Here is a 26,549-nt window from a genome sequence, read left to right as displayed (position 1 = left end):
ATTTGGACGTGATGGCGATGCGCGAGAAGATCGAACAGGCGGCGGCGCGGTATCCCGACCAGCGCTCGGCGATCATGCCCGCACTTTTGATCGCGCAGCGCGAACATGGCCATCTGCCCGGCCCGGTGCTGCAAGAGGTCGCCGACATCCTCGGCGTCGAACGGATCTGGGTCTACGAGCTCGCAACCTTCTACACGCTCTTCCATACCGAGCCAGTGGGCAAGTTCCACCTGCAGCTCTGCGACAATGTCTCCTGCATGCTGCGGCGATCCGAAGATCTGCTGACGCATATGGAGGACGTCCTTAGAATCAAGAAGGGCGGCACGACCCCCGATGGGTTGTTCACGCTCTCGACCGTCGAATGCCTCGGCGCCTGTGAAATGGCTCCGGTCATGCAGGTCGGCGACGACTATCACGGCAATCTCGACATCGAGCGGATCGACGCACTGCTTGCCCGGCTGCGCGCCATGGTGCCTGACACGGCCGGCGCCGATCTCGCTGCCGTCGAACGGCAGGGGGAATAACCATGTACGAACCGGTTCTTCTGAAGAATGTGAACGTGCAGGATGGGCATCTTCTTTCCACCTATGAGGCCGGCGGCGGCTACCGAGGGCTTGCGAAAGCCCTCAAGGAACATACGCCCGACGAGATCATCGATCTTATCAAGCGGTCGAACCTGCGTGGCCGGGGCGGAGCAGGGTTTCCGACCGGCATGAAGTGGAGTTTCGTCCCCAAGCGGGCCGACAAGCCGAAATATCTCTGCTGTAACGCCGACGAAGGGGAACCTGGCACCTTCAAGGACCGTATCGTCATGGAGCGCGACCCGCACCAGTTGGTCGAAGGCATGGCGATCAGCGCCTATGCGATCGGGGCAGAGGTCGCCTATGTCTATGTTCGCGGCGAGTATGTGCTGGCGATCAGGCGGCTGGAACAGGCGATCGCCGAGGCCAAAGCCAAAGGCTATCTCGGAACGCGGATACTCGGCTCGGACTTCAATTTCGTCGTCCACGTCCATTGCGGTGCTGGTGCCTACATCTGTGGCGAAGAGACTGCGATGCTTGACTCGCTCGAGGGCAAGAGGGCGCAACCGCGCCTGAAACCGCCGTTCCCGGCGGTTGCGGGGCTCTATGCCAGCCCGACCGTCATCAACAATGTCGAGACGCTGGTCTGCGTACCGCATATCGTGGCGCGGGGCCCTGACTGGTTCCGAGGTATTGGACCGGAGAAGAGTCCCGGCCCGAAGCTCTATTGCGTAAGCGGGCAGGTGCGCATGCCCGGCCTCTACGAGCTTCCGATGGGGATACCGCTTCGAGAACTGGTCGAGGACCATGCCGGCGGGCCGCCGGCCGGTCGCAAGATCAAGGCGGTAATACCAGGTGGTGTTTCCGCACCGGTGATCCCGGAGCCGGGGCTTGACGTCGGAATGGACTTTGACTCGCTTGCTGCTGCCGGCACGATGCTGGGTTCGGCAGGCGTGATCGTCGTCGACGACACGACCTGCATGGTCAAGGTCGCCACCCGCATCATCGAGTTCTTTCACCACGAGTCCTGCGGCAAGTGCACACCCTGCCGCGAGGGGTTGAACTGGGTTGTGAAAGTGCTGCGCCGGATCGAGGCGGGCGAGGGCGCTCCCGGCGACATGGAGCAGCTGGACATGCTCTGCAAAGGCATTTTCGGCAATACGTTTTGTGCTTTGGGTGACGGTGCTGCGATGGGGTTGCGGGCCTCGCTTGCGCATTTCCGCGAGGAGTTCGTCGCCCATATCGAGGAGCGGAAGTGTCCGTTCCACTGAGGAGCGTTCTAGCGCGGGCGAGTAGGTCATGGTGAGCGTTACGATCAATGGGCAAACACTGGAAGTTGCGGCAGGCTCGACTGTGTTGCAGGCCGCTCAGCGATTGGGCATCGAAATTCCGACCTTCTGCTACCTGAAGCGCCTGCCGCCGCTTGCCTCCTGCCGCATGTGTCTCATCGAGATCGAGGGACTGCGGCGGCTACAGCCGTCCTGCGCCACAGCCGTCACTGAAGGCATGGTCGTGCGAACGGACACGCCGCTGATTGATGAAACACGTTCGTCCATGCTCGACATGCTGCTTGCCAACCACCCGCTCGACTGTCCGATCTGCGACAAGGGCGGCGAGTGTGAGCTTCAGGACATGGTGATGGCCTATGGCCCGGGGAGAAGTCGCTTTCATGATCCCAAGCGCGTTTTCCATTCTCGCGACATTCGCCTGAGCCCGGTCGTCATCATGAACGTCAACCGCTGTATCCAGTGCCAGCGCTGCGTGCGCATGTGCGAGGAGGTCGTTGGCGCGGTCGCCCTTGGCACCGTCGAGAAAGGCATGGATACGGCCGTCACCGGCTTTGAGGGCAGCCTTGCCAGTTGCGACCAGTGTGGCAACTGCATCGAAGTCTGTCCGGTCGGCGCGCTGATGAGCTTTCCCTATCGCTATAAGGCTCGGCCCTGGGATCTCGCCGAGGTCGACACGATCTGTCCGCATTGCGGCACGGGATGTCAGCTGACCGTTGGCGCGCGCAAGGGCGAATTCATGCGTGTCCGGTCCAAGGAGGAACACGGCGTCAACCGCGAAACGCTCTGCGCACGCGGCCGTTTCGGCCTCGACTTCATCGAAGGGCATGATCGGATCAAACGCCCGATGATCCGCCGCGACGGCACCCTTGTGCCGGTTTCCTGGGACGAAGCAGGAGACTATCTGCGCCGGCGGTTAGCAGCGGTCGAAAGCAAGGCTTCCGGCGGAGTTGTCTCGCCGCGCCTGCCCAATGAAGTGCTCTATCAGTTCCAGAAGCTCATGCGCACCGTCTTTGCGACCAACAACATCGACTGCTCGTCGCGCTGGTCCACACCCTTCGACGCGCTTGCCCCGCTGATGGCAGGCTACGCCCGTGCACCTTTGACGGAGGTGATCGGCGTCGACCGCGTGCTTGTCATTGCGGGCAACGTGACCGAGGAAAACCCGGTTACCGAGTATCTGCTGCGGGATGCCGCCAGGCGGCGCGGGACTGGATTACTGATGATCTCGACGCGACCGTCCCGCCTCGACGCCGATGCTAAGGCTGTGGTTCGTGTGCCGCCCGGCGGAGAGGCCGCGAGCCTTGCAGCCGTGGTTGCCGGACTTGCTGCGGCCGCCGGCGAGAAACTGTCAGGTGACGCTCTTGCAGAGATCAAAGTGGCAGTCGGCGGCCCGGTGGCTGGCAATGGCGGCGATGGACCGGATCGTCTGGCCGCAGCACTTAACGAAGGCGGCACTGTCACCGTGCTTGTCGGTGTCGACCTCCTGAGATTGTCAGACGCGCGGGGAGCGTTGCAGCAGCTCACCAATCTCTTGCAACTGCTTCGCCTCCTCGGCAAGACCCCAGCATTGCAGTTCCTCTTCGACCGCGCCAACCAGCTGGGCGCCTTTGATATGGGGGCTCTGGCGGGCGGTTTGCCGGGGCTGCAGCCGGTTGTCGACGAAACGGCGCGCGCCGCGCTTGCCCGGAACTGGGCCGCCGAAATCCCTGATGGGCCGGGTGCTGATCTCGACGCGATGCTGGATCTCTGCGCCGCTGGGCAGATGGGCGCGCTCTACCTTGTCGGAACCGACCCCCTGATCGCCTATCCGGACAGAGAGTTCGTGGCGCGGGCCCTTGGTGCTGCTGATCTCTTGATCGTCCAGGACAGTTTCCTTAACGAGACGGCCGCACTGGCCGAGGTCGTCTTGCCAGCGGCGGGCTACGGTGAAGAGCCCGGCAGCTTTACCAACAACGAGGGTCGCATCCAAAAGGTCGCCAAGTTCCGGGAACCAGTCTTTGAGGCGCGGGGCAATCTCGCTATCTTCGATTTTGTCGCAGCTGAGCGCGGCCAAGTATTGCAGCCTTCGACGCATGTCGAGGTCTTCGATGAGATCGCCCGGCTGATACCGGCCTATCAGGCGCTCACCTGGACCGGACTTGGTGCCGACGGTGCCTTCACGAAAGAAGGCCCGACGCCACCGGCGGAAGCCTTCCATGCGCCGCCGACCGTTTCGCAACCGCACGACGGGCTCGTGCTCGTCACCGGCAACTGTCTGTTCCACAATGGCTATCTGACCGAGCGTTCGGAGATCCTGAACACGGTCGCCAACGATCCTTATGTCGCGATGAGCGCTGAGGATGCGGCTAAGCTTGGCCTTTCGGACGGCGACCAGGTGGTCGTTTGTTCAACCCGCGGTGAACTGGTAGCGCAGCTCAAGGTCGAAAAGCCGTTTCCCAAGGGTCTTGTCTTTGTTCCCGAAAACTATCGGTCTCTTCGCCTCAACAGCCTGATGAGGCGAGGTGAATACCCGTGTCCGGTTAAGGTTCACAAGGCAGAAACAGCGCACGCAATCGAGGGCACGAACCGGGTCTGGCGTGGAGCATGAGGATGTGCGCGCGAGGCGCCTGCAAGGCCCGCGTCCCGACCTGTGGGCGCAAAGCCACTCTCAGTGGTAGCCGGCCCCGGCAATGTATTCGTGCAGATGCCGCTCCGTGCGCTGCGCCTCGTCGAGCCGGTGCTTGACCACGTCGCCGATGCTGACGACGCCGACAATGGCCTCCTCCTCAATGACCAGCACATGACGTGTCCGTCTCTGGGTCATGATCGACATCACCAGGGGCAGCCCATCGACAGCCGAACAGATCGCCACGTTGCGGTTCATGATCTCGGCGACCGGCATCAGCGCTGCCTCTGGCCCGTATTCCGCAAGCGCGTTGCAGCAATCCCGTTCCGAGACCGTGCCCATGTACCTTCCGGGCGCGTGGCTGACGACCACGAAGCCGATATTGTTGTCACGAAAGAGCCGCAGTATCTCCACCATCGCCTGGTCGGGAGCAACTGCGATCACTCCAGCACCCTTATCCTTCACGATTTCACCGACAAGCATCTGAGCCTCCTATCTGCGCGCCCCGGTTTGCTGCTCCTCACGTTCGCCGGATATTGCGCCACCAGTTGTATCCGCGCGGTTCGCTCGTTTCGACCAGCACGTCCTCATCGGTATTCAGGCGTGCGGCGACGACACCACCGCCGGTCATTGCCTTTCCAGGTTTTTCGAGCAGATCGTCGCGTCCGATCACGAGGTCGCGTGACGAAAAACTCGAGAATTCGTATTGCTGGCCAAGTGCGATGGCGTCCGCAGGGCAGGCGTCTTCACACAGGCCGCAGAACAGGCACCGGGCCGTGTCGATCTCGAATTTTGCTGGGTGTCGGTTGCCGTTTTCGTCCTCGTAGGGGACGACTTCGATGCAGTCGCAGGGGCAGATGCGAGCGCAAAGCTCGCACGCGACACACTTGATCTCGCCCTCTTCGTCGCGTTTGAGGAAGTGATGCCCGCGATAGCGCGAGTAGGGGAGCCACTTCTCCTTGTCCGGATACTGCATGGTCACCGGCTTGGAGAACATATAGCCAAAGGTCAGCGCAAAGGCGCTCGCCAGATCCGCAAAAAGCGCCCAGCCGATCCATGTTCCAGCTCTGTCGACTACGCGTGACATCGTCGCGCCGTTCTACAGCGGCGTGCGTCTATTCCAACGCGGTAGGGTCGCTGTAGTCCCTTCGATTGCTGCACGCATCTTCGTCAGATCGACACCGAACCTAGAAGGCGCGTGGACAAGCCGCCCTGGCTCCTAAGTGAAAGCAATACCAGTGATAATTATGTTCGCCATTGACAGAGGAAGCAAGACTTTCCATCCGATCGCCATCAGTTGGTCATAGCGATAGCGGGGCAAAGTGAAACGGAACCACATAAAAACATAAATGAAGAATGCCACCTTGAGCGCAAACCAGACAAGCGGCGGCAGCGGAATGAGAATACCGTTCCAGCCGCCGAAAAACAGGATGACGGAGAGGACCGATACCAGGAGCACGATGACGTATTCGCTGACCATGAAGAACGCGAAACGGATACCGCTGTACTCGGTATGGAACCCTGCGCCGAGATCCCCTTCCGCTTCGGCCAGGTCGAAGGGAATGCGCTGCGCTTCGGCCAATCCGGCAACGAAGAAGACGAAGAACCCGATCGGCTGATAGACGATGTTCCAGAGATCGCTCTGGGCGCGCACGATGTCCACCAGGCTCATCGACTGTGCGAGCATCACGACGCCGATGACTGCGAAACCCATGGGGATTTCGTAGCTGATCATCTGTGCGCAGGTCCTGAGGCTACCGAGAACGGCGTATTTGCTGTTGGCGGCCCAGCCGCCGAAGATGACGCCATAGACCTCCAGACCGATCACCGCGAAGACGAAGAGCAATGCCACATTCAGGTTGGAGACGTAGAGCGTGATCTCTGCATTGAGCACTGAGACGGTCTCGCCGAAGGGGATCGCGACAAACACCACAAAGGGCGGAGCGAGCGCCAGGATTGGCGCCAGCTTGAATAGGAAGCGATCTGCCTCTGCAGGGATATGATCCTCTTTCGTCAGGAGCTTGATACCGTCAGCCACTGGCTGCAGCAGGCCGTGCCACCCCACGCGCATCGGACCCATGCGCTGCTGCATGTGGCCGGCAATCTTTCGCTCCAGCCAGGTCAGCGGCAAAGGCAAGAGTAGAAGCATTGCGATGAGCAATGCGATCTTGAGGGCGATAAGGCCAAGGGCGACGAGAAGTTCCATGATCCGCGGCCATCTATTCGACAGGCAGAAACGTGACTGGGCCCGACCCGGCTTACCCTTTAAGCGGGTCCTTCCAGTTTTCTCCATGTTCTCACGAAACGGCGGCCGTGGACAGGCTGCCGTTTCCTGTTCTGGGATTGGCGGCGAATGCCGAGTTCGTCAACGCGCTGATTAAGCTGCGGGCAGGTATCGACATTCCCGGTGGACCGCCGGAATTGATCGTTCATGTTCGTGAAGCTTTCATCGCCAGAAACCGGGGATTGGGTCCAACGCCTGCGCCGGTGACCTTCGTTTCGTGGGGAAAACAATGATCTGCAAAAGATCAAGACGCTTCTCGATTTTGTCGGGCGATCGTGTGTCTCGGAGCTGACAGTCAGCGATGCAGACACGACTGTCGTCATTCGCAATCCGGCCCGTCAAGCCGCGGTCAGTCTGGAAATCTCGGCCCCTGTGAGGGCAAAGCCTTCGGCGGCCGAGCCGGCAAGGTTGAATGATCAGGCGCAAGGGCAGCTTGTTCGCGCTTCGACCTCGGGCATCGTGCATCAGTCAAGCGGTCCGGGATCCACTCCAATCGTCACGGAAGGCAGCCAGGTGGAGGTGGGCCAGGCTCTGTGCATCGTGGAGGCGATGAAGGTCTTCACGACCATCTCAATGCGCGCCTGTCCCATCCGTCAGAGATCCGCCTCGATGACGCCGGCGATCTTCGAGTATCCTCCGAATGTTGGTAAGTGCTGCAAGCATCGTTTCCGACATTCTTATCTCCTCGGATTAGGTCCGAAGAATCACATGGTAGCCCTTGTGTATCAAGGCTACCGCTGTCTTTGGTTGTCTAATCGCTCCCCGCAAATCAAGTCTTTTTGGCATTATTTCACTATGGCCATTTGCTCGGCTTGTCGCACGTGGCCGCCGGATTTTCGATGAACAACTGCGTAGCATGGTCGTTACGTAGGAATACTTCTTTGAAGTACGTTTGCCAGGAGCACGGTTGTCTTCGCGGTCGGCAACTGAGGCCGCCGCAGTATGGGTTTCGCTGGATGGGTCTTCCAATGTTGATAACGCAGTTCAAGACGTAAACCCTTGCTGCAACCAAATACGCGGAATAACCCGACCCACGTCCCGGCAAGGACGTCTCGATGCATCCGAAGCAATGACGCAATTCTGATAGCTCCTTGACTTACATCACTGCGCTCCCGACGTTTTTTATCATCAGTTCAGGCGGTTGTGCCGATAGTTCTCTCAAAGAGCTGCCCAGTCTTTAGCATCGTGTGCATGATGACGGCGAGCTTTCTCGCCACAGCAATCACCGCCCGCTTGAAGCCGATCCTTTCCCTCAGCTTCAGGCCCCATCTGCATGGGCTCGGGTCAGGATAACCCCAGCCGCTTCGTACAAGAATCTTATCAAAGAATGACTCGCAACAAATTCCCGAATTGGGAACCTTGCGCTTGTTTCCAAATTGGGAATCCGTCAAATAGGAGTTCAAGTGAGCGTTATCGCTAAATCTGCGCTGGTCCGGTTTTGGGATAGCCTACCCAAAGGAGTCCCAGAGAGACCGCGCGAGCCGCAATGACGGAATGGTACACCACCGCATCGAAGGCAAGCTGGAGTAATTTCAGCGAGCTAAAGAAGACACTTAACTCAGCTGATCTGGTGGCCGGTAACACGGTTATCTTCGACGTCGGCGGCAACAAGTATCGCATCGTGGGGCTCGTCGCTTTTCGGTCAAAGCGCATTTTCGTACTGTTTGTCGGGGCACACGCCCAGTACGATGCGATTGACGTCAAAGACCTCTGACGTGAAAGGAAGTCGAGATGTTGGATTTGAAAGCTTTTCGGACGCTTCAGAGTGAGGCTGAGTACAACGCCGCATTGAAGGAAGTTCGGCCGTATTTCGAGAACGAGCCCGATGAAGGCTCTGAGGAAGCTGCGCACTTTGATGCGCTGGTTCTTCTAATCGAACAGTACGAGGGCAAGCACTATCCGATCCCGACGGCGAGCCCGGTTGAGGTGGTGAAATCGGTGATGGCTGCGAATAATTACACGCGCGCCGATCTCGTGGCGGTTATTGGCTCGAAAGCACGGGCGGCCGATCTTCTGAACGGCAAGCGGGAAATCAATCTGGATCAGATTAGAAAGCTCAGCAAAGAATGGAACATCCCGGCTGGTTCACTGATCGGCGAAGTGGCGGCCTAAGGATTCCGACTAGGCTCGACCCCATCAGTCCGATCGACCCGGCGAGCAACGTCGTTGATGCGCTCGGTTACGACCCGAATCATTCAACCCCGGACGATCGAATTCGTTCTCTCAAATTCGAGTCCTGCCGGGCCCACCATACCACCATACTGAGCGCTAAACGGCCATTCAGAGCCGCGGACTCCTGTACCGGCGCCGTCGAGCCCTTCCCAATCGTCAGACATCAGCGTCTTCCTTCGCGGTGGCGCACAATGCACGATTGCACTCAGGAGGGAAAGAGCGACTCGGTCACTGTAGAGGATACGGCCGATATATCCGGCGTCGTCAAACCCGAGCCAGTCGAAATCGGTCGGCTGCGGTCTGGCGATCAATCCGGACCAGGTCCGCGCCCAGGTGGAGGGCGGAATCGGCTTTGGGCTGGGTGCGATACTTGGCGAGGAGATCACGCTGACGGACGGCAAGGTCGATCAGAGCAATTTCGACCTTTACACGCCCCTCAGAATTGATGCGATGCCAAAGGTCGAAGTTCACATCGTCGCCTCCGCCAATCCGCCCTCCGGCATAGGCGAGCCCGGCGTTCCGCCCATCGGCCCCGCAGTCGCCAACGCCGCCTACAGGGCGCTCGGCAAGCGGATCCGCGTCATGCCATTCGTGAGATCGCTCAACACGTGAGCTCGCATGCCCGGCCGGCCGCATGGCCGGTTGGGCATGGGGCCAGACCTTCGGCGGTCACGCGGGTGGCAGAAAACCGTCGCGCGCGCCGATGAGGCCGTTTATGCCGAACCGAGGCGCTGGCTCTGCGCAGTTTCGTCTGCGTGAGCGCGCGCGCCGATCCGCGCCCACTGCTCCGCGCTGCCATAGTGCTCCTGTGCGGCCGCTACGGAGGGCGTCGTGGCGATACCGAGATATCTGCTGCTCATTCCGTTCCTAACTTTCTAGACCGCCGTAGCTAACTTCAATCCTGTAGGGCCCAGTCGGCCACCTCCCAGCGCATCTGGCCACGGTCGGCGACGACACGGCCGAGCCCTGGGAAGGGCATGTGCGTGGCGGCGATGAGTGCGCCTTCCGAAGCGGCGCGAGGGAAAAAGCGGTCGCGCATTGCCTTGGCCGCTGCCCGGTCCTGCTCGAACAGGAAGAACACGTCGGTCGCCCCCGGATGCACGACCGGAAAGATCATGTCCGAGGCCATGATGAGGCTCTTTCCGTCATCTTCGACCCGCACGCCGATATGGCCGGGTGTATGGCCGGTCAGGTCGACAATTGAGACGCCGCGCACAATTTCGCGTTCTCCGTCAATCGCCTGGAGTTTCGGGTAGAGGCGCACCACCTCCTCCGCCATCTTAAAGCTGGTTTGCAGATAGTCGGGCGCGCCGCTGCGCTTGGCCGGGTCGGTCCAATGGGTGACGTCGCGACGATCGATGTAGAGCTCCGCCTTTGGGTAGTTGTTCTTGCCTCCGGCGATCAGACCGCCCATGTGGTCCTGATGCATATGCGTTACGATCACCGCGTCGATCTGGTCAAGCTGCAGGCCAAGCGCACCAAGCGCCTGCGGCAGTTTGCCGGTCTGACCGATCGAGCCCGCTGCACCGGCATCGATCAGGATGCGGCGCTCGCCATCATCGATGAGATACTGGTTGAAGAGGAACCGCACCCCGCTCGGCCGGGCGGTGAACTGAGCGACTGCCGCCTCCTCCACCTGGGCCGGCGCGCGTCCCGGAAAATAGTCGAAGGGCATATCGGCGTACCCGTCTGTCAGCGCCGTCACCGTGAAGCGACCGATGCGGATCTGCGCCAGCGGCGTAATGCTGACCGGCGTGTTGGGGGTATTCTGCGCGGCGGCAGGGGCCGGTGCGCCACTGATCAGTCCTCCCCCGAGGAGGCCGAGAGGAAGAGCGCTTGCAAAGGCACGACGTGAAAGTTGAGGCATGACGTCTTTCTCCTGATCATTGGCAATACGGGGAGCCGGCCGGCGTCCCCTGGATCGACGCAAAAGCTAGGATATCCGAAAGCAATAGGGTATCCTGCCATTTCTGGAACTTTCCTCTCAGTTTCCGGAAGGATACGATGGATCGGTTTGAAGCGATGTCGGTGCTGCTGGCGGTGGTGGACGCCGGCAGCCTCTCGGCTGGATCGCGGCGATTGCATGCACCGCTCGCCACGGTCAGCCGCAGGGTCGCGGATCTTGAGAAACACCTTGGCGTGCGCCTGGTCGTGCGCACCCGCCGCGGCCTCTCCTTGACGGATGAGGGGCGCAGCTTCGTCGCCGCGTCACGTCGTATTCTGGAGGAGCTGGACGCGGCGGAGCGGCAGGCCAGCGGCGATTATGGCGCGCTGCGTGGAGGGCTGCACGTGACCGCACCGATTGCCTTCGGCGAGCGCCATCTGCTGCCAATAGCTCTGGAGTTCCTGAAGGAGCAACCCGATATCAACCTGCGTCTGACCCTCGCCGATCGTCAGCTAAGTCTGGCGGACGAGCACGTCGATGTGGCCCTGCGGATCGGACACTTGGCGGACAGCGCGCTTATCGCAACGCGCGTCGGCGCCGTCCGACGGGTGATCTGCGCGAGCCCCGACTATCTTGCCCGCCGAGGCGTTCCGCTTCAGCCGGAAAACCTCAGCCACCATGATGGCATAAGCTTTCAGGGCTTTGCGACCGCGCCGGAATGGCGCTACCGCCGGGACGGCGCGGCCTTTGCCATCGAGCCGCGCCCCAAATTCGCGGTCAATACGACGGAGGCTGCCATTCAGGCTGCAATAGCCGGTATCGGCATTATCCGCGTGCTGTCTTACCAGATCTCCGATCAGTTGCGCTCCGGCGCTCTGCACGAATTGCTGACGGACTTTGCACCGGAACCGCTACCTGTGAACGTTATCCATGGACCAGCCGATCCCCTGCCGCTGAAGGTGCGGTGCTTCCTCGACTGGATCGTCCCAAGCCTACGTGCTCAGCTGGCTTACTAGCGTCCCGCTTCAGGCGCACCCCGTTGATAGCAGTGAGGCGCACCGGTGCGAATGCTGCAAGATGCGGCTGTCCTTCCCTAAGTGCCTAACATGTCTATGCTCCGCAGCGCATCCTCAATATCTCCTTCGGCCTAGGTTAGGCCCCTTGGAAAACGTATGTGAGCGCTGAGAGGGGCCGTCATTTCTTTGGCGAAGACGTCTGGCGTGTGATCGTTCGGTCAAAAGCTCACGCGCGCGCCAATCTTCCCGCCGCCCGAGCGCGAACCATCGCCCTCGACGTTAAACAGCAGTGAGAAGTCGATATTCCAGTTGTCGTGGTTGGAGAGAGTGAGCCCGGCGGAGATCCTCCCGAACAGGCCTTCGCCATCAAGCGAGGCAAAGCCGATATCCGCGCCGATCGACGGTGATAGCGTTAGTCCGTTTTCGAGCCCCAGCGTTCTCTCGACATCGAACCCGACGCTGAAGCGGGCTTGTTCCTCTATGAAGCCCTTGAGATCGATTGTTTCGCCAAGGGAATTGGAGACGGAATAGTCCTCTGTCTGCAAGACACGCTCCGCCGAAGGCGGACGCTCTTTCTGGCGACGCGCCCCGATCCAATCTTCGATTACGGTTTCAAGGCGGCCAGGAGGGCTTTTGCCGTTTCGCCAGATGAGGCGGGATTCTGGCCGGTGATGAGCCGGCCATCGACGACCGTGTGGACGCCCCAGTCTTTAACCTTCGAGAAAACGGCGCCGAGACCGAGCAACTCATCTTCTACCAGGAAGGGCACGACCTCCGTCAAACCGACGGCCGCTTCCTCGGAATTCGTAAAGCCCGTGACCTTTCGCCCATTTACGAAAGGTGTGCCGTCCGGGTTCTTGACGCGGTGCAGAACGCCGGGTGCGTGGCATACAAGGGCAATCGTCTTGCCCGCCGCAATGAAGGCTTCGAGCAGCTTGATCGAGTTTCCGTCCTCGGCGAGATCCCACATCGGACCGTGACCGCCGGGATAGAAGACGGTGTCGAAGTCCCCTTGGTTGACGCTGTCGAGGCGAACCGTCTCGGCGAGCTGGGCCTTGGCTTCCCGGTCTGCCTTGAAACGCCGAGTGAGGTCGGTCTCAAACATCGGTTCATCGCTCTTCGGGTCGAGCGGCGGTTGGCCGCCCTTGGGTGATGCAAGGGTGATTTCGGCTCCGGCATCCCTAAAGACGTAATAGGGAGCCGCCAGCTCTTCGAGCCAGAACCCTGTCTTCTTGCCGGTGTTACCGAGGGTGTCGTGCGAAGTGAGGACCATTAGGACTTTCATGGATCATATCCTTTACACTGGAGGCGTAGATTTGAAGTCCGATCAGCCGCGTCGGCTTCTCGATGCACTGATATTGGCGTCGCAATGATATTTGGGAGATCTAGGTCTCACAATCCAGCTTTCCATCTCGATGATGGACGAAGGAGCGAGAACTTCAGCTCGCTCCCGGGCGGCGATTGATCGCCGCCCGGGTGGCCGAAAAGGCTGGTGCGCCCTTCAGGTCTGACCGTTGCGGGCGTCGACCGGCAGGCTGGCTGCAGTGCCATCCGCGCGCGCCAGGACGAAATTGTCGAAGTTGGCGATCGAGGCGCAGGAGTGGTTGGGGAACACGCGCACGCGACTGCCGAGCGGCAGGGCGCGCCCGGAATGGGGGACGAACCCGTGTTCCTCGGACAGTCGCTCGAGCGTCCACCGGCCGGTTTCGCCATCGCCTTCGGCGCTGACGACCGTGCCGAACCCTGCGCCACCCATGCCATGTGCGCCGCGATCGGAGCTCATGGACTTCGAACCAGCGTCGATGATGAAGTGCGCCTCGTTCGACGCAACGACGCGGGCGACGACTGAAAGCGCGAGGTCGTCGGCGGTACAAATGCCAAGCCGAAGGGCGGTGCCGTCCAGAAAGACGTAGTTTCCGGGACGGATGCAATCGACTTCCCGGGGCAGCGGTGCACCGAGGCAAGTCGGCGTTGCGCCGACGGAAATGCAATCGACGGCAATTCCGCGTTGCCGAAGCCGCTCGGCGAGGCCGGCGAGGGCCTCGGCCTCGTCGTGGGCGATCTTGGCCAGGGCATGGGGCTCAGGAGCCGCGTAGGCATGTCCGGCGTGCGAAAGCAGTCCGGAAAATCGCAAACCGGGGGCGCCGGCGATGCTTGCGCACAGTTCAGGCGCTGCCGGGTCATCGGGTTTGAGGCCGACGCGGCCGAGGCCAACGTCGACCTTGAGGAACACGCCGATCTCGATGCCGTGCCGGCTGGCGGCCTGCGACAGCGCATCGACACCTGTTTGGCTCGCCGCAATCGCGCGCAGTTCCACGCCCCGCGCCTTGACCGCAGGCAGAAGGCCATCGAGCGACGCCGCGTGGACGATGGGATAGGCCAGGATGATCGACGGAATCTCGGCTTCGGCAAAGACCAGCGCTTCGCTGGGCTTGGAGGCGGTGATACCGCGCGCACCTGCGGCAAGCTGCTGCCGGGCGATGTGGAGGCTCTTGTGCGTCTTCACATGCGGAAACATCACCACGCCGGCTGCATCGGCGCGTTGCTGCATGGCCTTGATATTGCGGGTGAGCCGTTTGTCGTCGACCTCGATATAGGGTGTCGGTCGCTCGGCGGCCGCTGGACGCAGGAACATTGCGGCCGTGGTCCCGCTTGCGCTGTCGCGGATATCTGTCGACGCCATGCCGGCAGCGCTCGCAGCCGGTTGCGTCACTTCGAAAGTGCTCATGTTGGGATACTCTGATCTGGAACGGGGTATAGCGGCTACTGTCAGGCGGTTGCGACCTGGCGCACGTAGTGGGTCGATGAGATCTGCCGCATCGGCAGTTCGCGAGGCACGAAGTCCGGCGCACGCACCGCACTCGGAATTTCGTCGGACATCGGCTGGCGCCCTTCCGGACGGCGCGTCGGATCGGCAATCGGCACGGTCGATAGCAGCTTGCGGGTATAGGGGTGCTGCGGATTGCTAAACACCGAGCGGCGATCGCCGATCTCGACGATTTCGCCGAGATACATGACCGCAACGCGGTGAGCGATGCGCTCCACCACCGCCATATCGTGGCTGATGAACAGAAGAGCGATCTGCATCTCGCGCTGCAGGTCCATGAGTAGGTTGATCACCTGCGCCTGGATCGTCACGTCGAGCGAAGCGACTGCTTCGTCGGCGACGATGAGACGCGGGTTGAGCGCAAGCGCCCGGGCGATACAGATGCGCTGGCGCTGCCCGCCGGAAAATGCATGCGGATAGCGCTCGAGATGCTCAGGCGAAAGCTCGACCTTTGCCAGAAGTTCGGCAGCGCGGGCGCGCATGTCCCCGGTCGAACCAAGCTTGTGGACCCGCATCGGATCCATCAGCGACTGCTCGATCGTCATGCGCGGGTTGAGCGAAGAAAACGGATCCTGAAAGACCATCTGCGCTTCGCGCCGAAATCGCGCGAGGACAGGGCGCGGCGCGCCGATCAGTTCGGTTCCATCAAAGCGGATGGAGCCAGAGCGCGGTCGATCGAGCTGCATGAGCGAGCGGGCGACCGTCGACTTGCCGCAGCCGGATTCACCGACCAGCGCCAGGGTCTCACCGGGAAAAATGTCGAAGGAGACGTTCTCCACCGCATGCACCCGGCCGGAGACGTGGCCGAACAGCCCGGCCTTGAGATCGAAGCGCGTCACCAGGTTTCGCACCTCGACGAGTGGGCGAGGGGATTGCGTCATATGAGCCGGCGCGTTCATTCTGTCGCCTCCGCGGGCTGCCGCTCCGGTTCGAACACCAGCAGCGGAAATTTCTCCGGCGCATCCTTGTCGGCCATGCTGCCGAGGCGCGGCACGGCGGAAATCAGGGCGCGCGTGTAGGCATGTTTCGGCTTGGCGAAGATGTCGTAAACCGAACCCGTTTCGACGATTTCACCCTTGAGCATCACACAGACCCGGTCTGCGACTTCCGCGACGACGCCCATGTCGTGAGTAATGAACAGCACCGACATGCCGATTTCGTGCTGCAGGGCGCGAACCAGATCGAGGATCTGCGCCTGAATGGTCACGTCGAGCGCGGTCGTCGGCTCGTCGAGGATCATCAGCGACGGGCGGCAGGCGAGCGCAATAGCGATCATGACGCGCTGGCGCATGCCGCCGGAGAGCTGGTGAGGATACTGGTCGAGCCTGCGTTCCGCATCGGGCACACGTACTAGCTTGAGGGTGTTGAGCGCGATCTGGCGCGCTTCCCCGGGTGTCTTGTGCTGGTGATGGATCACCGCTTCGGCAATCTGGTCGCCGACGGTAAAGACCGGGTTCAGGCTCGACATCGGGTCCTGGAAAACGATCGAGATGTCTGCGCCACGAAGGGCTTCGACCCGCTTTTCCGACAATGTCGCGAGATCGGCGACCTTACCGTCCTTCAAGCGCATCAGCACCCGCCCGCCGGTAATCGCCGCGCCGTCATACTCGGTCAAACGCATGATCGTCATGGCGGTCACCGATTTGCCGGATCCGGACTCGCCGACCAGCGCAACTGTCTCGCCGCGCGCGATGCGGAAGGAGACGCCTCGCACCGCGCGCAGCTGTGAGCGGGTGCCGGCCGCGAAGGAAACCTCAAGATCTTCCACGGATAGGATGACATCCTCGGGCAGTTCAGGGGGCGCGGATTTAGACAGGAACATCAGCACATAGACCCGATTTCGAGGGGACGTTGCCCTATCAGGTCTCGCAACGGGGTTGCCTCCTGTCAATATGCTCGGGTGGCGGAGAACTCCCTGCGAGGCAGGCCGTCAGTGCCCGGGCGGCACGCAACCGGCTTTTGTCCGTGCCGCAAAACCGAGTGAAATCAATGTGTCGCGAATGTGGCAATCGAAACTATGCGCTTTCTGCATCGTGTCGCCTGTCTTCGCATATGGCCTCGGTCAGGCGATTTGGGTTATGACGGTGCCTCAGGCGGCGTCGATGCCGGCATCGAATCCGTTCTTGTACTGTGGCAATGCCGCACACTGCTTGAGATGCTGCCACAACCCATCGCTGTCGGCGCTACCAGGGCCCGCGCGCCTGAAGATACGGATCTCCATTTCGAGCGACATCTGTGGTCCGCCGATCTGGACGAGGCGGCCTTGGCGCAGGGCTTCCGCCACACAGATCTGCGGCAGCCAGGCGACGCCACGCCCGGCGACGGCCATGTGCTTCAGGCCATCGGCGAGGCCCGACTGGTAGACGATGCTGAGATTGAGCGGCCGACGCCAGCGCGACTGGATCAAAGTCGCCAGCTTGCCGATGTAGCCGTCGCTCCAGGAATAGGCGAGATAAGGGATCTCCGTGCTTTCGGGCCCGTCGATGTCGAACAGCGGTCGGCCGCTCTCGTCGGCTCCCGACACCAGGATCAGCCTGTCCTTGCCGATCTGCAGGGATTCGAACGGGCCGCCTTCCAGCACAGGAGGGCCATCGGGATGCACATAGGTGATGGCAAAATCGCACTGGCCCGAACACAGATGATCGATGCTTTCAAGGAAGTCGGCGGCATGCATGCTGGTGCGAAGCGGTATCCGCGATATCAGCGGCGAGCCGATCCATCTCGGGAAAAAATACATCGCCAGCGTATGCAGCGAGGTAAATGTCAGCATGGCCGAGCTTTCGCCGGCGACATTGCGGCAATCGGTGCGCAGCCTGTAGGCCTCACGCACGAGACGCTGGCAACCCGGAAGGAACATCGTTCCCGCCCGTGTCAGTTGCACGGGATAGGTGCTGCGGTCGATCAAGTCCGCGCCGATCCAGTTCTCAAGCGATTTGATGCGGCGACTGAAGGCCGGCTGCGAAATGTTGCGCGCAGTCGCCGCCGTCGAAAAATTCCGCGTGGCGGCGATTTCGAGAAAATCTTCAAGCCATTGCAGTTCCATGCCGGCCCTCATGCGTGATTTGCATAGTCTATCCTAATTACACATTGGACAGACCTGCAAGCGCTCTTCTAGCCTCCCCTATAACGAGAAGAAAACTTCCGCCTCCACCAAATGGGAACAACGATGAAACGCACCTTAGCCCTAGCTCTGTGCTTGGGGCTCGGCATCGCGGCTGCGCCCGCTATGGCCGAGACCAAGAACCCCGGCACTTTCGTCTTCATGTGGACCGACGACATCCAATCGTTCGATCCGGCCTATATCGCCAACACGCCGAGCTCTTACGGCGCTCTCAACATCTACAGTCGGTTGTTGAACTTCAACGGCTCGAAGATCTCCGAGTTCGTGCCGTCGCTCTCGACCGAAGTACCGTCGCTCGAAAACGGCCTCATCAAGCAGGCGGCCGATGGCTCGGTAAGCTATACCTTCCCGATCCGAAAAGGCGTTTCAGCCCACAAGGTCGGGATCAAGGGCGCCGACGGCAAAGTCACCTGGGAATACTACGACAAGCTGACTGACGCCCAGAAGGCGACGATCGAGCCGGGTTACGGCCAGATCACGCCCGAAGACGTACGCTACTCGTTGCTGCGCGCCATTCTTCAAGGCCAGTCGTGGATGTCGAACGCGATCACCGAGGTGATCACAGCCGGCAAATATACCGACATCGCCAAGTGGGTTGAGGCCGAAGGCGAGGTGAAATCCATCAACGACGCCAGCCCCGAGATCCTGCGCAAGGTCTATGACCAACTCGCGTCGCAGATCGTCGTCGATGGCGATAATCTCACGCTCAAGCTGCCCAAGTCGTTTCCGGCCACGCTTGGGGTGATCGCGCTGCCCTTCGGCACTTCGGTCGTCGACAAGGAATGGGTTGCATCGGTCGGCGGCTGGGATGGCTCGGGCGACACCTGGAAGGCCCACTACCGTCCGGAACTCGGCGCCAATCCGCTGTTTGCGGAAGAAAATGGCACCGGGCCGTTCATGCTGGAAGAGTGGGACCGGACCGACCGGCGCATCACGTTGAAGCGCTTCGACAATTACTTCATGGGCCCCGCCAAGCTTGAGCGCGTGGTCATGCGCACGGTGCCGGAATGGACGACGCGGCGCCTGCAGCTTCTGTCCGGTGACGCCGATTTCGTCACGGCACCCGTCGAGTTCATCGATGAACTCAGCAAGACTGAAGGCGTCAAGGTCATTGACGGCCTGCAGAAAGTGTTCTCGCGCGGCATCTTCTTCGCCTGGCCGCTCGACGACAACGACAATCCGGCGATCGGCAGCGGCAAGCTCGACGGCGCCGGCATTCCGCCGGACTTCTTCGCCGACATCGACGTGCGCAAGGGTTTCAACTACGCCCAGAATTACGACGCGCTCCTCACCCAGGTGCTCCTCAACAAGACCGTGCAGTCTCGTGGGCCGACGGTTCGCGGCATCATGGGTTACCGCCCGGATTCACCTGTCTACAGCTACGATCCCGCCAAGGCCGAAGAACACTTCAAGAAGGCATTTGACGGCAAGCTCTGGGATACCGGCTTTGCCTTCACCGCCTATGTGACCGAAGGCAACCCGCAGCTGACGGCGGCACTCTCGGCGCTGCAGCAGGGCCTGTCGCGCATCAATCCGAAGTTCAAGATGCAGATCCAGGCTCTGCCGTGGGCATCCGTTTCGGACAAGCTCAACAACCGCGAAAAGCCGGCAGCACCCTTGACGGTGATGGGTTGGGGTCCTGACTATTCCGATCCGGGTGGTCCGCTCGGTGCCGCCAGCTATTACCTCTCGCCCACGGGTCTCGTCGGCGGCATGGTCGGCCAAGGTTATCGCGACCTGATGGCGGAGAAGTTCAAGCCGCTCCTGGATGAAGCCTGGGCATCGGTCGATCCGGCGGTTCGCGAGCCGATCTACGCCAAGCTGCAGGAGATGTCGTACGAATACGCCACCACCCAGTTCCTCTGGGAAGATTTCGGCTACGTCGTCACCCGCAGCAACATCGACGGCTATGTCGACAACATGATCCTCTACGGCGCCTGGGACTTTTACCCGGTCACCAAGGCCAACGACTGATTGGCGAACGGCATGTCGGGCGGCAAGACCGCCCGGCATGCCTTTTCTCTTTTCCCTGAAATCGGAACGTGTGAACCGTGCTGAACTACGCACTCAGACGACTGATGATGCTGCCGATCGTCCTCTTCGCGCTGTCGTTGATGATCTTCGCGCTGCAGATGTCGCTTTCGCCGACACAGAGACTGGCGGCCTATGCGCCGTCGCCGGATTATCTCAAGGGTGGTCAGGAGAGCATCCGCCGGATGATCGAGCAGTACGGGCTCAACGATCCCTTCTACATTCAGTACGGCCACTGGATCGGCGGCGTTCTCAGCGGCAATCTCGGCTGGTCCGAGACCGCGCGCCAGCCGGTGTCGACGGCGCTGATGTCGCTGTTTCCGGCGACGCTGGAGCTGGTCGTGCTCGCCTTCGTGCCCTGTCTGCTACTCGCCGTCTACCTCGGCTCGCGCGCCGGCGTCTATCTCAACCGCTGGCCGGACCATGTCATCCGCATCTTCACCATTCTCGGCTGGTCTTTTCCGGTTTACGTCTTCGGCCTCTTGATGCTGCTGATCTTCTATTCGGCGCTTGACTGGTTTCCGCCCGGCCGGCTCAGCCAGTGGGCGCAAACCGTGGTCAGCTCCGGCGATTTCGTGCGCTACACCGGCGCCAATACTATCGACGCGCTGCTCAACGGCAACCTGGCGATCTTCGGCGATGCACTTCGTCACCTTGCGGCTCCCGTCATCACGCTGACCTATGTCAACGTCGCCAGCATGACGCGGGTGATGCGCACCTCGATGCTGGAAACGCTGCGCCAGGACTACGTACGCACCGCCCGCGCCAAGGGCCTGCCGCGCCGCGTCGTCGAATTGCATCACGCCAGGCGCAACGCGCTTCTGCCGCTTGCAACCATCGCCGGCATGGAACTCGCCGTGATGATGGGTGGCGTGGTCATCACCGAGACCATCTTTGACTACGCCGGGCTCGGCCAGTTCGCCGCCAAGACCGCTGCCAATCTCGACTTTCCCGCAGTTCTCGGCTTCGGCCTCTATTTCGCGGTCGTCCTGGTGCTGATGAACCTGGTCGTCGATCTCATCTATCCGTTGCTTGACCCGAGGGTGAAGACGCAATGAAGTTTCTTCGTTACCTCGCACGAAATCCGGTGTCGCTGTTTGGTGTCGTGATCCTCCTCGCCTTCGTGCTGATCGCCGTCTTCGCGCCCGTTCTGGCGCCGCCGCAAAGCTTCCAGCTTTCTCCCTACGACACACCGCGAGCCGGCTTCCTGGCAACGCCGCAACCGCCTTCGCCGGAGGCCATATTCGGCACCACGCAAGGTCAGTACGACATCTTCTATGGCGTCGTCTGGGGTACGCGCACGGCATTCAAGATCGGGCTGGGGGTCGTGGCGATCTCCGTGCTGATCGGCACGGTCGTCGGCGCTGTCGCGGCCTATTACGGCGGCGTCGTCGAGGAAGTGCTGATGCGCATCGTCGACGTGTTCATGGCCGTGCCCTTCCTGATCGCCGCGATGGTGCTGACGGCGTTGCTCGGCAAAGGCATCGTGCCCATCACGATCGCGCTGACGACGTTCGGCTGGATGAGTTATGCCCGTATCGTTCGAAGCGAGATCCTGAGGATCCGCGAGATGGATTACATCCACGCAGCCAGGAGCTACGGCGCCAGCGATCTCAGGCTGATCGTCCTGCATATCCTGCCCAACGCCATGTTTCCGGTGCTGGTTCTCGCGACGATGGCGACCGGTTCCATGGTGCTGTCGGCCTCAGCGCTCAGCTTCCTCGGCGTTGGCACCGAAGAAGGTTATGCCGACTGGGGCCAGTTCATCGCCTATTCGCGCAACTGGATCGTCGGTCAGCCCGGCAATCCCTTCCAGTTCTGGTACACGCTGGCCTTCCCCGGCGCGGCCGTCTTCTTCTTCGTACTGTCGTGGAACCTGGTCGGCGATGCGCTACGCGACATGCTCGACCCACGCCACGCCCATTGAGACCCAATCCCTTACGACCAAGGAGCATTTTCCATGTCCTCTCTGTCTGCTGCTTCCATCGAGCTGTTCGAGGATCTGATCCGGTACGAGGTCGAGGACAAGGCGATCCCGTCGATCTCCTACGCCCTCGTCGACCGAGACGGTGTGCTTGCCGAAGGCCATGTCCAGCGCCATGACCGCCATTTCGACATGGGCAAGGACACGTGCTTCCGTATCGGCTCGATCACCAAGACCTTCACCTCGCTGGCGATCATGCAACTGGTCGAAAAGGGCCTTGTCGATATCGATGCCGACGTCTCGACCTACCTGCCCGGATTTAAGCCGGTGAACCCGTTCGCTGGCGCCGAGGGCGGGCCTCACGGCTCGGTCATCAGCCTGCGCAAGCTGATGACCCATACGGCCGGGCTCGTGCGCGAACCGAAGAGTGGCCACTATCTCGACGCGACCCGTCCTCCGCTGGAAGACACGGTCGACGAGCTCGCCAGCTCGACCTTGAAGCAGGATCCGAGCCTCGGGGTGATGCATTACTCCAACGCCGGCATCGCCGTCGTCGGTCGGGTGATCGAGGTCGTCACCGGCCAGAGCTATTCCGACTATGTCGCTGCCAACATTCTGAAGCCGCTGGGCATGGACAGTTCCTCCTGCGGCATGGCGCCGGGCATTCGCGAGCGGCTTGCGCCGGCCGACATGTGGACGCTCGACGGCGATACGCCGGCGCCGGTGTTCAGCCTGGGCGGCTCGCCGGCCGGCAACATCTTTTCCACCACGGGGGATATGGCACGCTACGCCCAGTGCCTGCTGCGCGGCGGCTTTGACGCTGCCGGCAATTCGATCATCTCGCCGGCGTCGCTGCGTGAGATGTGGACACCGTTCGGTAAACGTCCGGCCGGCCACGACAAGACGCTCAACGGGTATGGCCTGTGCTTCGGTGCCGGCGACGTCGACGGCTGGACCTCGGTCGGCCATGGTGGCGCCGTCTATGGTTATGCTTCGCAGATGATGCTGTTGCCTGCCGCCGGCGTCGGCGTGCTGATCTTTGCGACCCTTGATTTCGCCAACCAGATCGCCTCGCGGCTCGGCGTCGACGGCGTGCGCATCGTTCTTGCCGAGCGCAAGATGGGCAAGATGCCCGAGCGGACACAGCGTCCGCCGGAGATCCCCGAAGCGCAGTTCAAGGCCTTGCCGGGCTATTACCGCGACGACGCCACGCAGGAGATCGTCGAGGTCAAATCCAAGGACGGCAAGATCTACCTGATGGGCGAGGGCGTTCCGCACCGGATCCGTCCGGTGGCGGGCAACGATTTCGTCATCGACGGTCGCATCTACGGGCGCGGCGCGGACTATGCCCATATGAACCTCTCCTTCCCGGCAGCCGGCAAGCTCGCCTGGCGGGATACAAGCTGGACACGCATAGAGACGCCTGAGGACGAGACCGTGCCCGACGCCATTGCGCCGCATCTCGGCGAATATGGGCCGGACTTCAACATCACCTACCTGACCTACAGCCATGGCGGCCTGAAGTGCCTGATCGAGTACTTCTGCACGCACACATGCGAACCGGTCGAGGAGGGACGCTTCCGCATGCATGGGCGGCTTTACGAAGACGAGATCCTCGAACTTGATGCCGTCGACGACAACGGCAAGAGCGGCATCCGCGTCGGGCCGATGTTCCTGGCGCGACGCAGCCCGTCCCAGGCCGAAGCGGCGTGACCATGACCGCTCCAATCAAGATGGAGTCACCTCTTGGCGCCCGCATGTCCATCGGCGGGCGCGAGGTCGACTATTATTGCGGCACGTCGTACTTCTGCCTGCATGGCCACTCCGAAGTGATCGAGGCGGCCTGCGAAGCGACGAGGCGCTACGGCATGGGGCCGGGGACGCTCGCCCATATGCAGGTCTATGCCGATTTGCAGGAGCGGTTGCGCGACTGGTTCGGCACAGACGAGGTCGTCTACATGATTTCCGGCTACACCAGCCCCATGGTGTTGCTGCAGGGGCTGCGCGACGAATTCGATGTCATCCTCATGGATTGCGCGACGCATTACAGCACCCGTGACGCGATCCCGACGCTCGGCAAGCGGGTTCACGAATTTCGGCATGCCGATCCGGAGGATCTTGCTGCGCAACTGTCGTTGCATGTGAAGGCGGGCGAGCGGCCGGCGGTGCTGACCGACGGCGTCTTTCCGTCATCCGGACGGTTGGCGCCACTTGGGGATTACCGGCAGGCCATGGCCCCCTATGATGGTGCGCTGCTCTGCATCGACGATTCCCACGGTGTCGGCGTTCTTGGTGAGACCGGCCGCGGATCGCTGCAGCACGCGGGGCTCGAAGGCGAGGGCAACTATCTCGCCGGCACGATGAGCAAGGCGTTCGGCGCGCTCGGCGGCATCGTTCCCGGTAGTGCGGATTTGGCCGCCAAGATCGCGGGCAATGCGATGATCATGCGTGGTGCCTCGCCGGCGCCACCGGGTCTTGCAGCCGCTGCAGCCGCATCGTTGCGCGTTCTGCAGGCGACACCGGAAAAGCGCGCCAACCTCGTTCGCAACGTCAAGCATATGCGCAGCGGGTTGCGGACCCTCGGGTTCGACGTTGCCGACACGCCGGTACCGATCGTCACCATCAAGGGCGTCACCGACCTCGAACAGCTGCGCGATCGTCTGGCGGAGCGCGACATCATCGTCAGGGTGCAGCAGCCTGGTGGTTATTCCGACGCGTCAGATGTTGCGACCATGCGGCTTGCGGTGTTTTCCGAGCACACGGCCGATCAGATCGAACGGCTCCTGCAGTCGATGGGCGAACTTCTCTAGACCTGCGTGTGGAGTTCTCACCGACGTTGGCGTCGGCGAGAACTCCGCGCTAGCGACCGTGCACGCACGCCTGCTCGTGAGGGAGTTATCCATAACCGATTGAAATCTCGGGAGTTAGGCGATTCTTGCATGGAGTTTTGCCCAAATTGAATTGGCCTGTGGCGGCGAGCTGCACCAATGTTCCGTTAAACGACATGCAAATCGCCGATCACCGGTCAGACGTGCCTCGCCGATAACCAAGTCTGCCAAAGTGGCCGCTGAAGCCCCCGCGGTTGGCGGCGCCCATCGCGTTGGTTGGCCTTCGCGATGCCTGCCTGAAACGACCGCATCTATCCCGCTCTTCCCGATTTGACCGATAGAGGAACCCACCCATGAAAGTTTTCATCTCCGCTGACATCGAAGGCACCGCAGGCATCGCGCAATGGGACGAAGCCGAGCGCACCCATTCCGACTGGACCGAATTTCGCGCCCTGATGACCGCCGAGGTGGTCGCTGCCTGCGAGGGCGCGCGTGCCGCCGGTGCGACGGAAGTCGTGGTGAAAGACGCCCATGACAGCGGTCGCAACCTCATCCTCGACCGCCTGCCGGACTATGTCCGCATTGTGCGCGGCTGGTCCGGCCATCCGGATGCGATGATGTTCGGCCTCGATGCCGGCTTCGCGGCCGCGCTCTATACGGGCTATCACTCCAAAGCGGGCAGCGAGGCAAATCCGCTCGCCCATACCTCCACGATGCGCATCTCGCGCCTGCTTTTGAACGGAGAGGTCGCCTCGGAATTTACCGTCAACGCGCTCTGTGCCGCCGGTTACGGTGTACCGTCGGTCTTCCTTGCCGGCGATGCCGGTATTTGCTCTGAGGCGCGGGCGATGGTGCCGGGGCTGAAGTCCGTGGAAACGCTGGAGGGTAAAGGTCGTTCGACGACGTCGATCTCGCCTGCTTGGTCGCGCCGGCTTATTCGTGAAGGCGTGGCAGAAGCGCTGTCCGGCGATTTCACTCAGGTGCTGCCGTCCAGGGCCGAGCGCTACGAAGTGGTGATCGAGTTCAACAATCCGACAGATGCCTATCGTGCCGGCTGGTATCCCGGTGCATATGCGCACGGTCCTCGCGCCGTCGCCTTCAAGCATGCGGATTTTGCGGAGATCCTGCGAGCGCTGGTCTTCCTGAAAGCCTGATCAAGGGCGGGTCCCGTGCCTGGACGTCGCAGGATAGAGCCACTGGCCTTGATAGGTAGCAACGCGCCGAAACGGGCGCTTTCCGACCGTCACGCCGCCCTCGCTGGACGAAGCTGGCTCAACCTTGTTGCCTGGCTAGCAGCGCGTTGCCTCCAACAAAGGTGGACGCACGGCCGGGGTTGACGGGATGACGGTGGGACGTATCCGAAACAGGAGTGAACATCGCTTCCTGGTCGATCTTCAAGCTGATCTGCGCAGTGGTGCATATCGGCCAAGTCCGGCCAGACGCAAGCTCATTCCAAAGGCCGGGAAACCGGGGCAATTCCGACCCTTGGGCATCCCCACCATCAGAGACCGCGTCGTACAAGGCGCGGCCAAAATCCTTTTGGAGCCGATCTTCGAGGCGCAATTCTGGCATGTCTCTTATGGGTTTCGACCCGGCAGAAACACCCACGGCGCCTTGGAGTACATTCGTCGGGCAGCCTTGCCGCAGAAGCGGGACAAGGACACTCGGCGAAACCGGTTGCCATATCCTTGGGTTATTGAGGGGGACATCAAAGGATGCTTCGACAATATCAATCATCATCACCTGCTCGAGCGGATGCGCAAGCGCATCGGTGATCGACGAGTGGTGAGATTGGTCGGATTATTCCTCAAGGCCGGTGTTTTGACTGAGGATCAGTTCCTCCGGACGGACGCCGGTACCCCTCAGGGCGGGATCATCTCACCTTTGCTCGCAAACATCGCCCTTAGCGCGATCGAGGAGCGATATGAAAGGTGGACCTATCACCGCAAAAAGACCCAAGCCCGTCGCAAAAGCAACGGGGTGGCGGCAGCGGCGAGCGCCCGGGACAGCGGTCGATTTGATAACTGAGTTCAGCAACAGATCTTC

The 26,549-nt window shown here is 61.4% G+C and carries 24 protein-coding genes and 3 pseudogenes; 16 read left to right on the top strand and 11 right to left on the bottom strand.

The genetic code is table 11. From position 1 onward, the window contains the following. Positions 1-11 precede the first annotated feature (11 nt). Genes nuoE through nuoG form a run of 3 tightly spaced genes read left to right on the top strand, consistent with a single transcriptional unit; the run spans position 12 to position 4,397 of the window. Positions 12-524, top strand: coding sequence for an NADH-quinone oxidoreductase subunit NuoE (gene nuoE / locus IB263_RS31895; protein WP_192439512.1), 513 nt, complete (start codon positions 12-14; stop codon positions 522-524). Positions 525-526: 2 nt separating this feature from the next. Continuing rightward, the gene (gene nuoF / locus IB263_RS31890) at positions 527-1,792 is read left to right on the top strand and encodes an NADH-quinone oxidoreductase subunit NuoF (RefSeq protein ID WP_192439498.1); all 1,266 of its coding nucleotides are present in this window, start codon (positions 527-529) and stop codon (positions 1,790-1,792) included. Between the two features lie 28 nt (positions 1,793-1,820). Continuing rightward, entirely contained in the window at positions 1,821-4,397 is a 2,577-nt protein-coding gene (gene nuoG / locus IB263_RS31885; RefSeq protein WP_192439497.1) for an NADH-quinone oxidoreductase subunit NuoG, read from the top strand. A 60-nt stretch (positions 4,398-4,457) separates the two neighbouring features. Here nuoG and IB263_RS31880 read toward each other — a convergent pair whose 3' ends face one another. From IB263_RS31880 to nuoH, 3 genes are all read right to left on the bottom strand, one after another. Continuing rightward, positions 4,458-4,898: a CBS domain-containing protein gene (locus IB263_RS31880; RefSeq protein ID WP_029742557.1), complete on the bottom strand. Its 441-nt coding sequence runs from the start codon at positions 4,896-4,898 to the stop codon at positions 4,458-4,460. A gap of 37 nt (positions 4,899-4,935) precedes the next feature. Then, positions 4,936-5,502, bottom strand: coding sequence for an NADH-quinone oxidoreductase subunit I (locus IB263_RS31875; protein ID WP_192439496.1), 567 nt, complete (start codon positions 5,500-5,502; stop codon positions 4,936-4,938). 132 nt (positions 5,503-5,634) lie between these two features. Further along, positions 5,635-6,621, bottom strand: coding sequence for an NADH-quinone oxidoreductase subunit NuoH (gene nuoH / locus IB263_RS31870; RefSeq protein ID WP_192439495.1), 987 nt, complete (start codon positions 6,619-6,621; stop codon positions 5,635-5,637). Positions 6,622-6,728: 107 nt separating this feature from the next. Between nuoH and IB263_RS31865 the strand changes: the two genes are divergently transcribed. Beyond that, a complete protein-coding gene (locus IB263_RS31865; RefSeq protein WP_143556375.1) occupies positions 6,729-6,932 on the top strand; it encodes a hypothetical protein in 204 nt (67 codons plus the stop codon). A 139-nt stretch (positions 6,933-7,071) separates the two neighbouring features. Further along, on the top strand, positions 7,072-7,542 hold the full coding sequence (locus tag IB263_RS34860; protein WP_192439494.1) for a biotin/lipoyl-containing protein: 471 nt from the start codon (positions 7,072-7,074) through the stop codon (positions 7,540-7,542). 290 nt (positions 7,543-7,832) lie between these two features. Here the strand turns inward: IB263_RS34860 and IB263_RS31855 are convergent. Then, a pseudogene (locus IB263_RS31855) lies at positions 7,833-8,011 on the bottom strand (IS110 family transposase); the annotation flags it as partial. Between the two features lie 174 nt (positions 8,012-8,185). On the opposite strand from IB263_RS31855, the gene IB263_RS31850 reads away from it, so the two are divergent. The 3 genes and pseudogenes from IB263_RS31850 to IB263_RS31840 all read left to right on the top strand — a co-directional run. Beyond that, complete coding sequence (locus IB263_RS31850) at positions 8,186-8,413, top strand: type II toxin-antitoxin system HigB family toxin (RefSeq protein ID WP_246802735.1); 228 nt, start codon at positions 8,186-8,188, stop codon at positions 8,411-8,413. Positions 8,414-8,430: 17 nt separating this feature from the next. Then, a complete protein-coding gene (locus IB263_RS31845; RefSeq protein WP_089045263.1) occupies positions 8,431-8,811 on the top strand; it encodes a type II toxin-antitoxin system HigA family antitoxin in 381 nt (126 codons plus the stop codon). Positions 8,812-9,156: 345 nt separating this feature from the next. Continuing rightward, positions 9,157-9,483: pseudogene (locus IB263_RS31840) on the top strand (molybdopterin cofactor-binding domain-containing protein); the annotation flags it as partial. A gap of 101 nt (positions 9,484-9,584) precedes the next feature. Here IB263_RS31840 and IB263_RS31835 read toward each other — a convergent pair. Beyond that, positions 9,585-9,731: a hypothetical protein gene (locus IB263_RS31835; RefSeq protein WP_246713249.1), complete on the bottom strand. Its 147-nt coding sequence runs from the start codon at positions 9,729-9,731 to the stop codon at positions 9,585-9,587. Between the two features lie 35 nt (positions 9,732-9,766). Beyond that, on the bottom strand, positions 9,767-10,738 hold the full coding sequence (locus tag IB263_RS31830; RefSeq protein WP_089045264.1) for an MBL fold metallo-hydrolase: 972 nt from the start codon (positions 10,736-10,738) through the stop codon (positions 9,767-9,769). 137 nt (positions 10,739-10,875) lie between these two features. On the opposite strand from IB263_RS31830, the gene IB263_RS31825 reads away from it, so the two are divergent. Continuing rightward, the gene (locus tag IB263_RS31825; RefSeq protein WP_192439493.1) at positions 10,876-11,772 is read left to right on the top strand and encodes a LysR family transcriptional regulator; all 897 of its coding nucleotides are present in this window, start codon (positions 10,876-10,878) and stop codon (positions 11,770-11,772) included. Between the two features lie 218 nt (positions 11,773-11,990). On the opposite strand, the gene IB263_RS31820 is transcribed toward IB263_RS31825, so the two are convergent. The 5 genes and pseudogenes from IB263_RS31820 to IB263_RS31795 form a co-directional block, all read right to left on the bottom strand. Continuing rightward, a complete protein-coding gene (locus IB263_RS31820) occupies positions 11,991-12,317 on the bottom strand; it encodes a hypothetical protein (RefSeq protein WP_089045265.1) in 327 nt (108 codons plus the stop codon). Positions 12,318-12,376: 59 nt separating this feature from the next. Then, entirely contained in the window at positions 12,377-13,057 is a 681-nt protein-coding gene (locus IB263_RS31815) for a type 1 glutamine amidotransferase domain-containing protein (RefSeq protein ID WP_029742572.1), read from the bottom strand. A 216-nt stretch (positions 13,058-13,273) separates the two neighbouring features. Next, a complete protein-coding gene (locus tag IB263_RS31810; protein ID WP_089045266.1) occupies positions 13,274-14,500 on the bottom strand; it encodes an alanine racemase in 1,227 nt (408 codons plus the stop codon). 41 nt (positions 14,501-14,541) lie between these two features. Next, a pseudogene (locus IB263_RS34855) lies at positions 14,542-16,421 on the bottom strand (ABC transporter ATP-binding protein). A gap of 267 nt (positions 16,422-16,688) precedes the next feature. Continuing rightward, entirely contained in the window at positions 16,689-17,642 is a 954-nt protein-coding gene (locus tag IB263_RS31795) for a LysR family transcriptional regulator (RefSeq protein ID WP_029742574.1), read from the bottom strand. A gap of 123 nt (positions 17,643-17,765) precedes the next feature. On the opposite strand from IB263_RS31795, the gene IB263_RS31790 reads away from it, so the two are divergent. The 7 genes from IB263_RS31790 to IB263_RS31760 all read left to right on the top strand — a co-directional run bounded on the left by IB263_RS31790 (position 17,766) and on the right by IB263_RS31760 (position 26,531). Then, entirely contained in the window at positions 17,766-19,694 is a 1,929-nt protein-coding gene (locus IB263_RS31790; RefSeq protein WP_060607567.1) for an ABC transporter substrate-binding protein, read from the top strand. A 77-nt stretch (positions 19,695-19,771) separates the two neighbouring features. After that, a complete protein-coding gene (locus IB263_RS31785; RefSeq protein WP_371814286.1) occupies positions 19,772-20,809 on the top strand; it encodes an ABC transporter permease in 1,038 nt (345 codons plus the stop codon). After that, a complete protein-coding gene (locus IB263_RS31780) occupies positions 20,806-21,678 on the top strand; it encodes an ABC transporter permease (protein ID WP_192439491.1) in 873 nt (290 codons plus the stop codon). The genes IB263_RS31785 and IB263_RS31780 overlap by 4 nt, the downstream gene beginning before the upstream one ends. Before the next feature lie 33 nt (positions 21,679-21,711). Beyond that, positions 21,712-23,388, top strand: a complete 1,677-nt coding sequence (locus IB263_RS31775; protein WP_192439490.1) for a serine hydrolase — start codon at positions 21,712-21,714, stop codon at positions 23,386-23,388. A 2-nt stretch (positions 23,389-23,390) separates the two neighbouring features. Continuing rightward, positions 23,391-24,485: a pyridoxal phosphate-dependent aminotransferase family protein gene (locus IB263_RS31770; RefSeq protein ID WP_192439489.1), complete on the top strand. Its 1,095-nt coding sequence runs from the start codon at positions 23,391-23,393 to the stop codon at positions 24,483-24,485. A 371-nt stretch (positions 24,486-24,856) separates the two neighbouring features. Next, on the top strand, positions 24,857-25,657 hold the full coding sequence (locus IB263_RS31765; protein WP_192439488.1) for a M55 family metallopeptidase: 801 nt from the start codon (positions 24,857-24,859) through the stop codon (positions 25,655-25,657). Between the two features lie 187 nt (positions 25,658-25,844). Further along, positions 25,845-26,531, top strand: coding sequence for a reverse transcriptase domain-containing protein (locus IB263_RS31760; RefSeq protein WP_246811138.1), 687 nt, complete (start codon positions 25,845-25,847; stop codon positions 26,529-26,531). The last annotated feature ends 18 nt before the right edge of the window (positions 26,532-26,549 follow it).

Origin of the sequence: Ensifer sp. ENS03 (assembly GCF_014852035.1) — a bacterium.
GTDB classification, from domain to species: Bacteria; Pseudomonadota; Alphaproteobacteria; order Rhizobiales; family Rhizobiaceae; genus Ensifer; species Ensifer adhaerens.
Note: the sequence above shows the minus strand (reverse complement) of the source record. Positions and strands in the feature narration are given on the sequence as shown.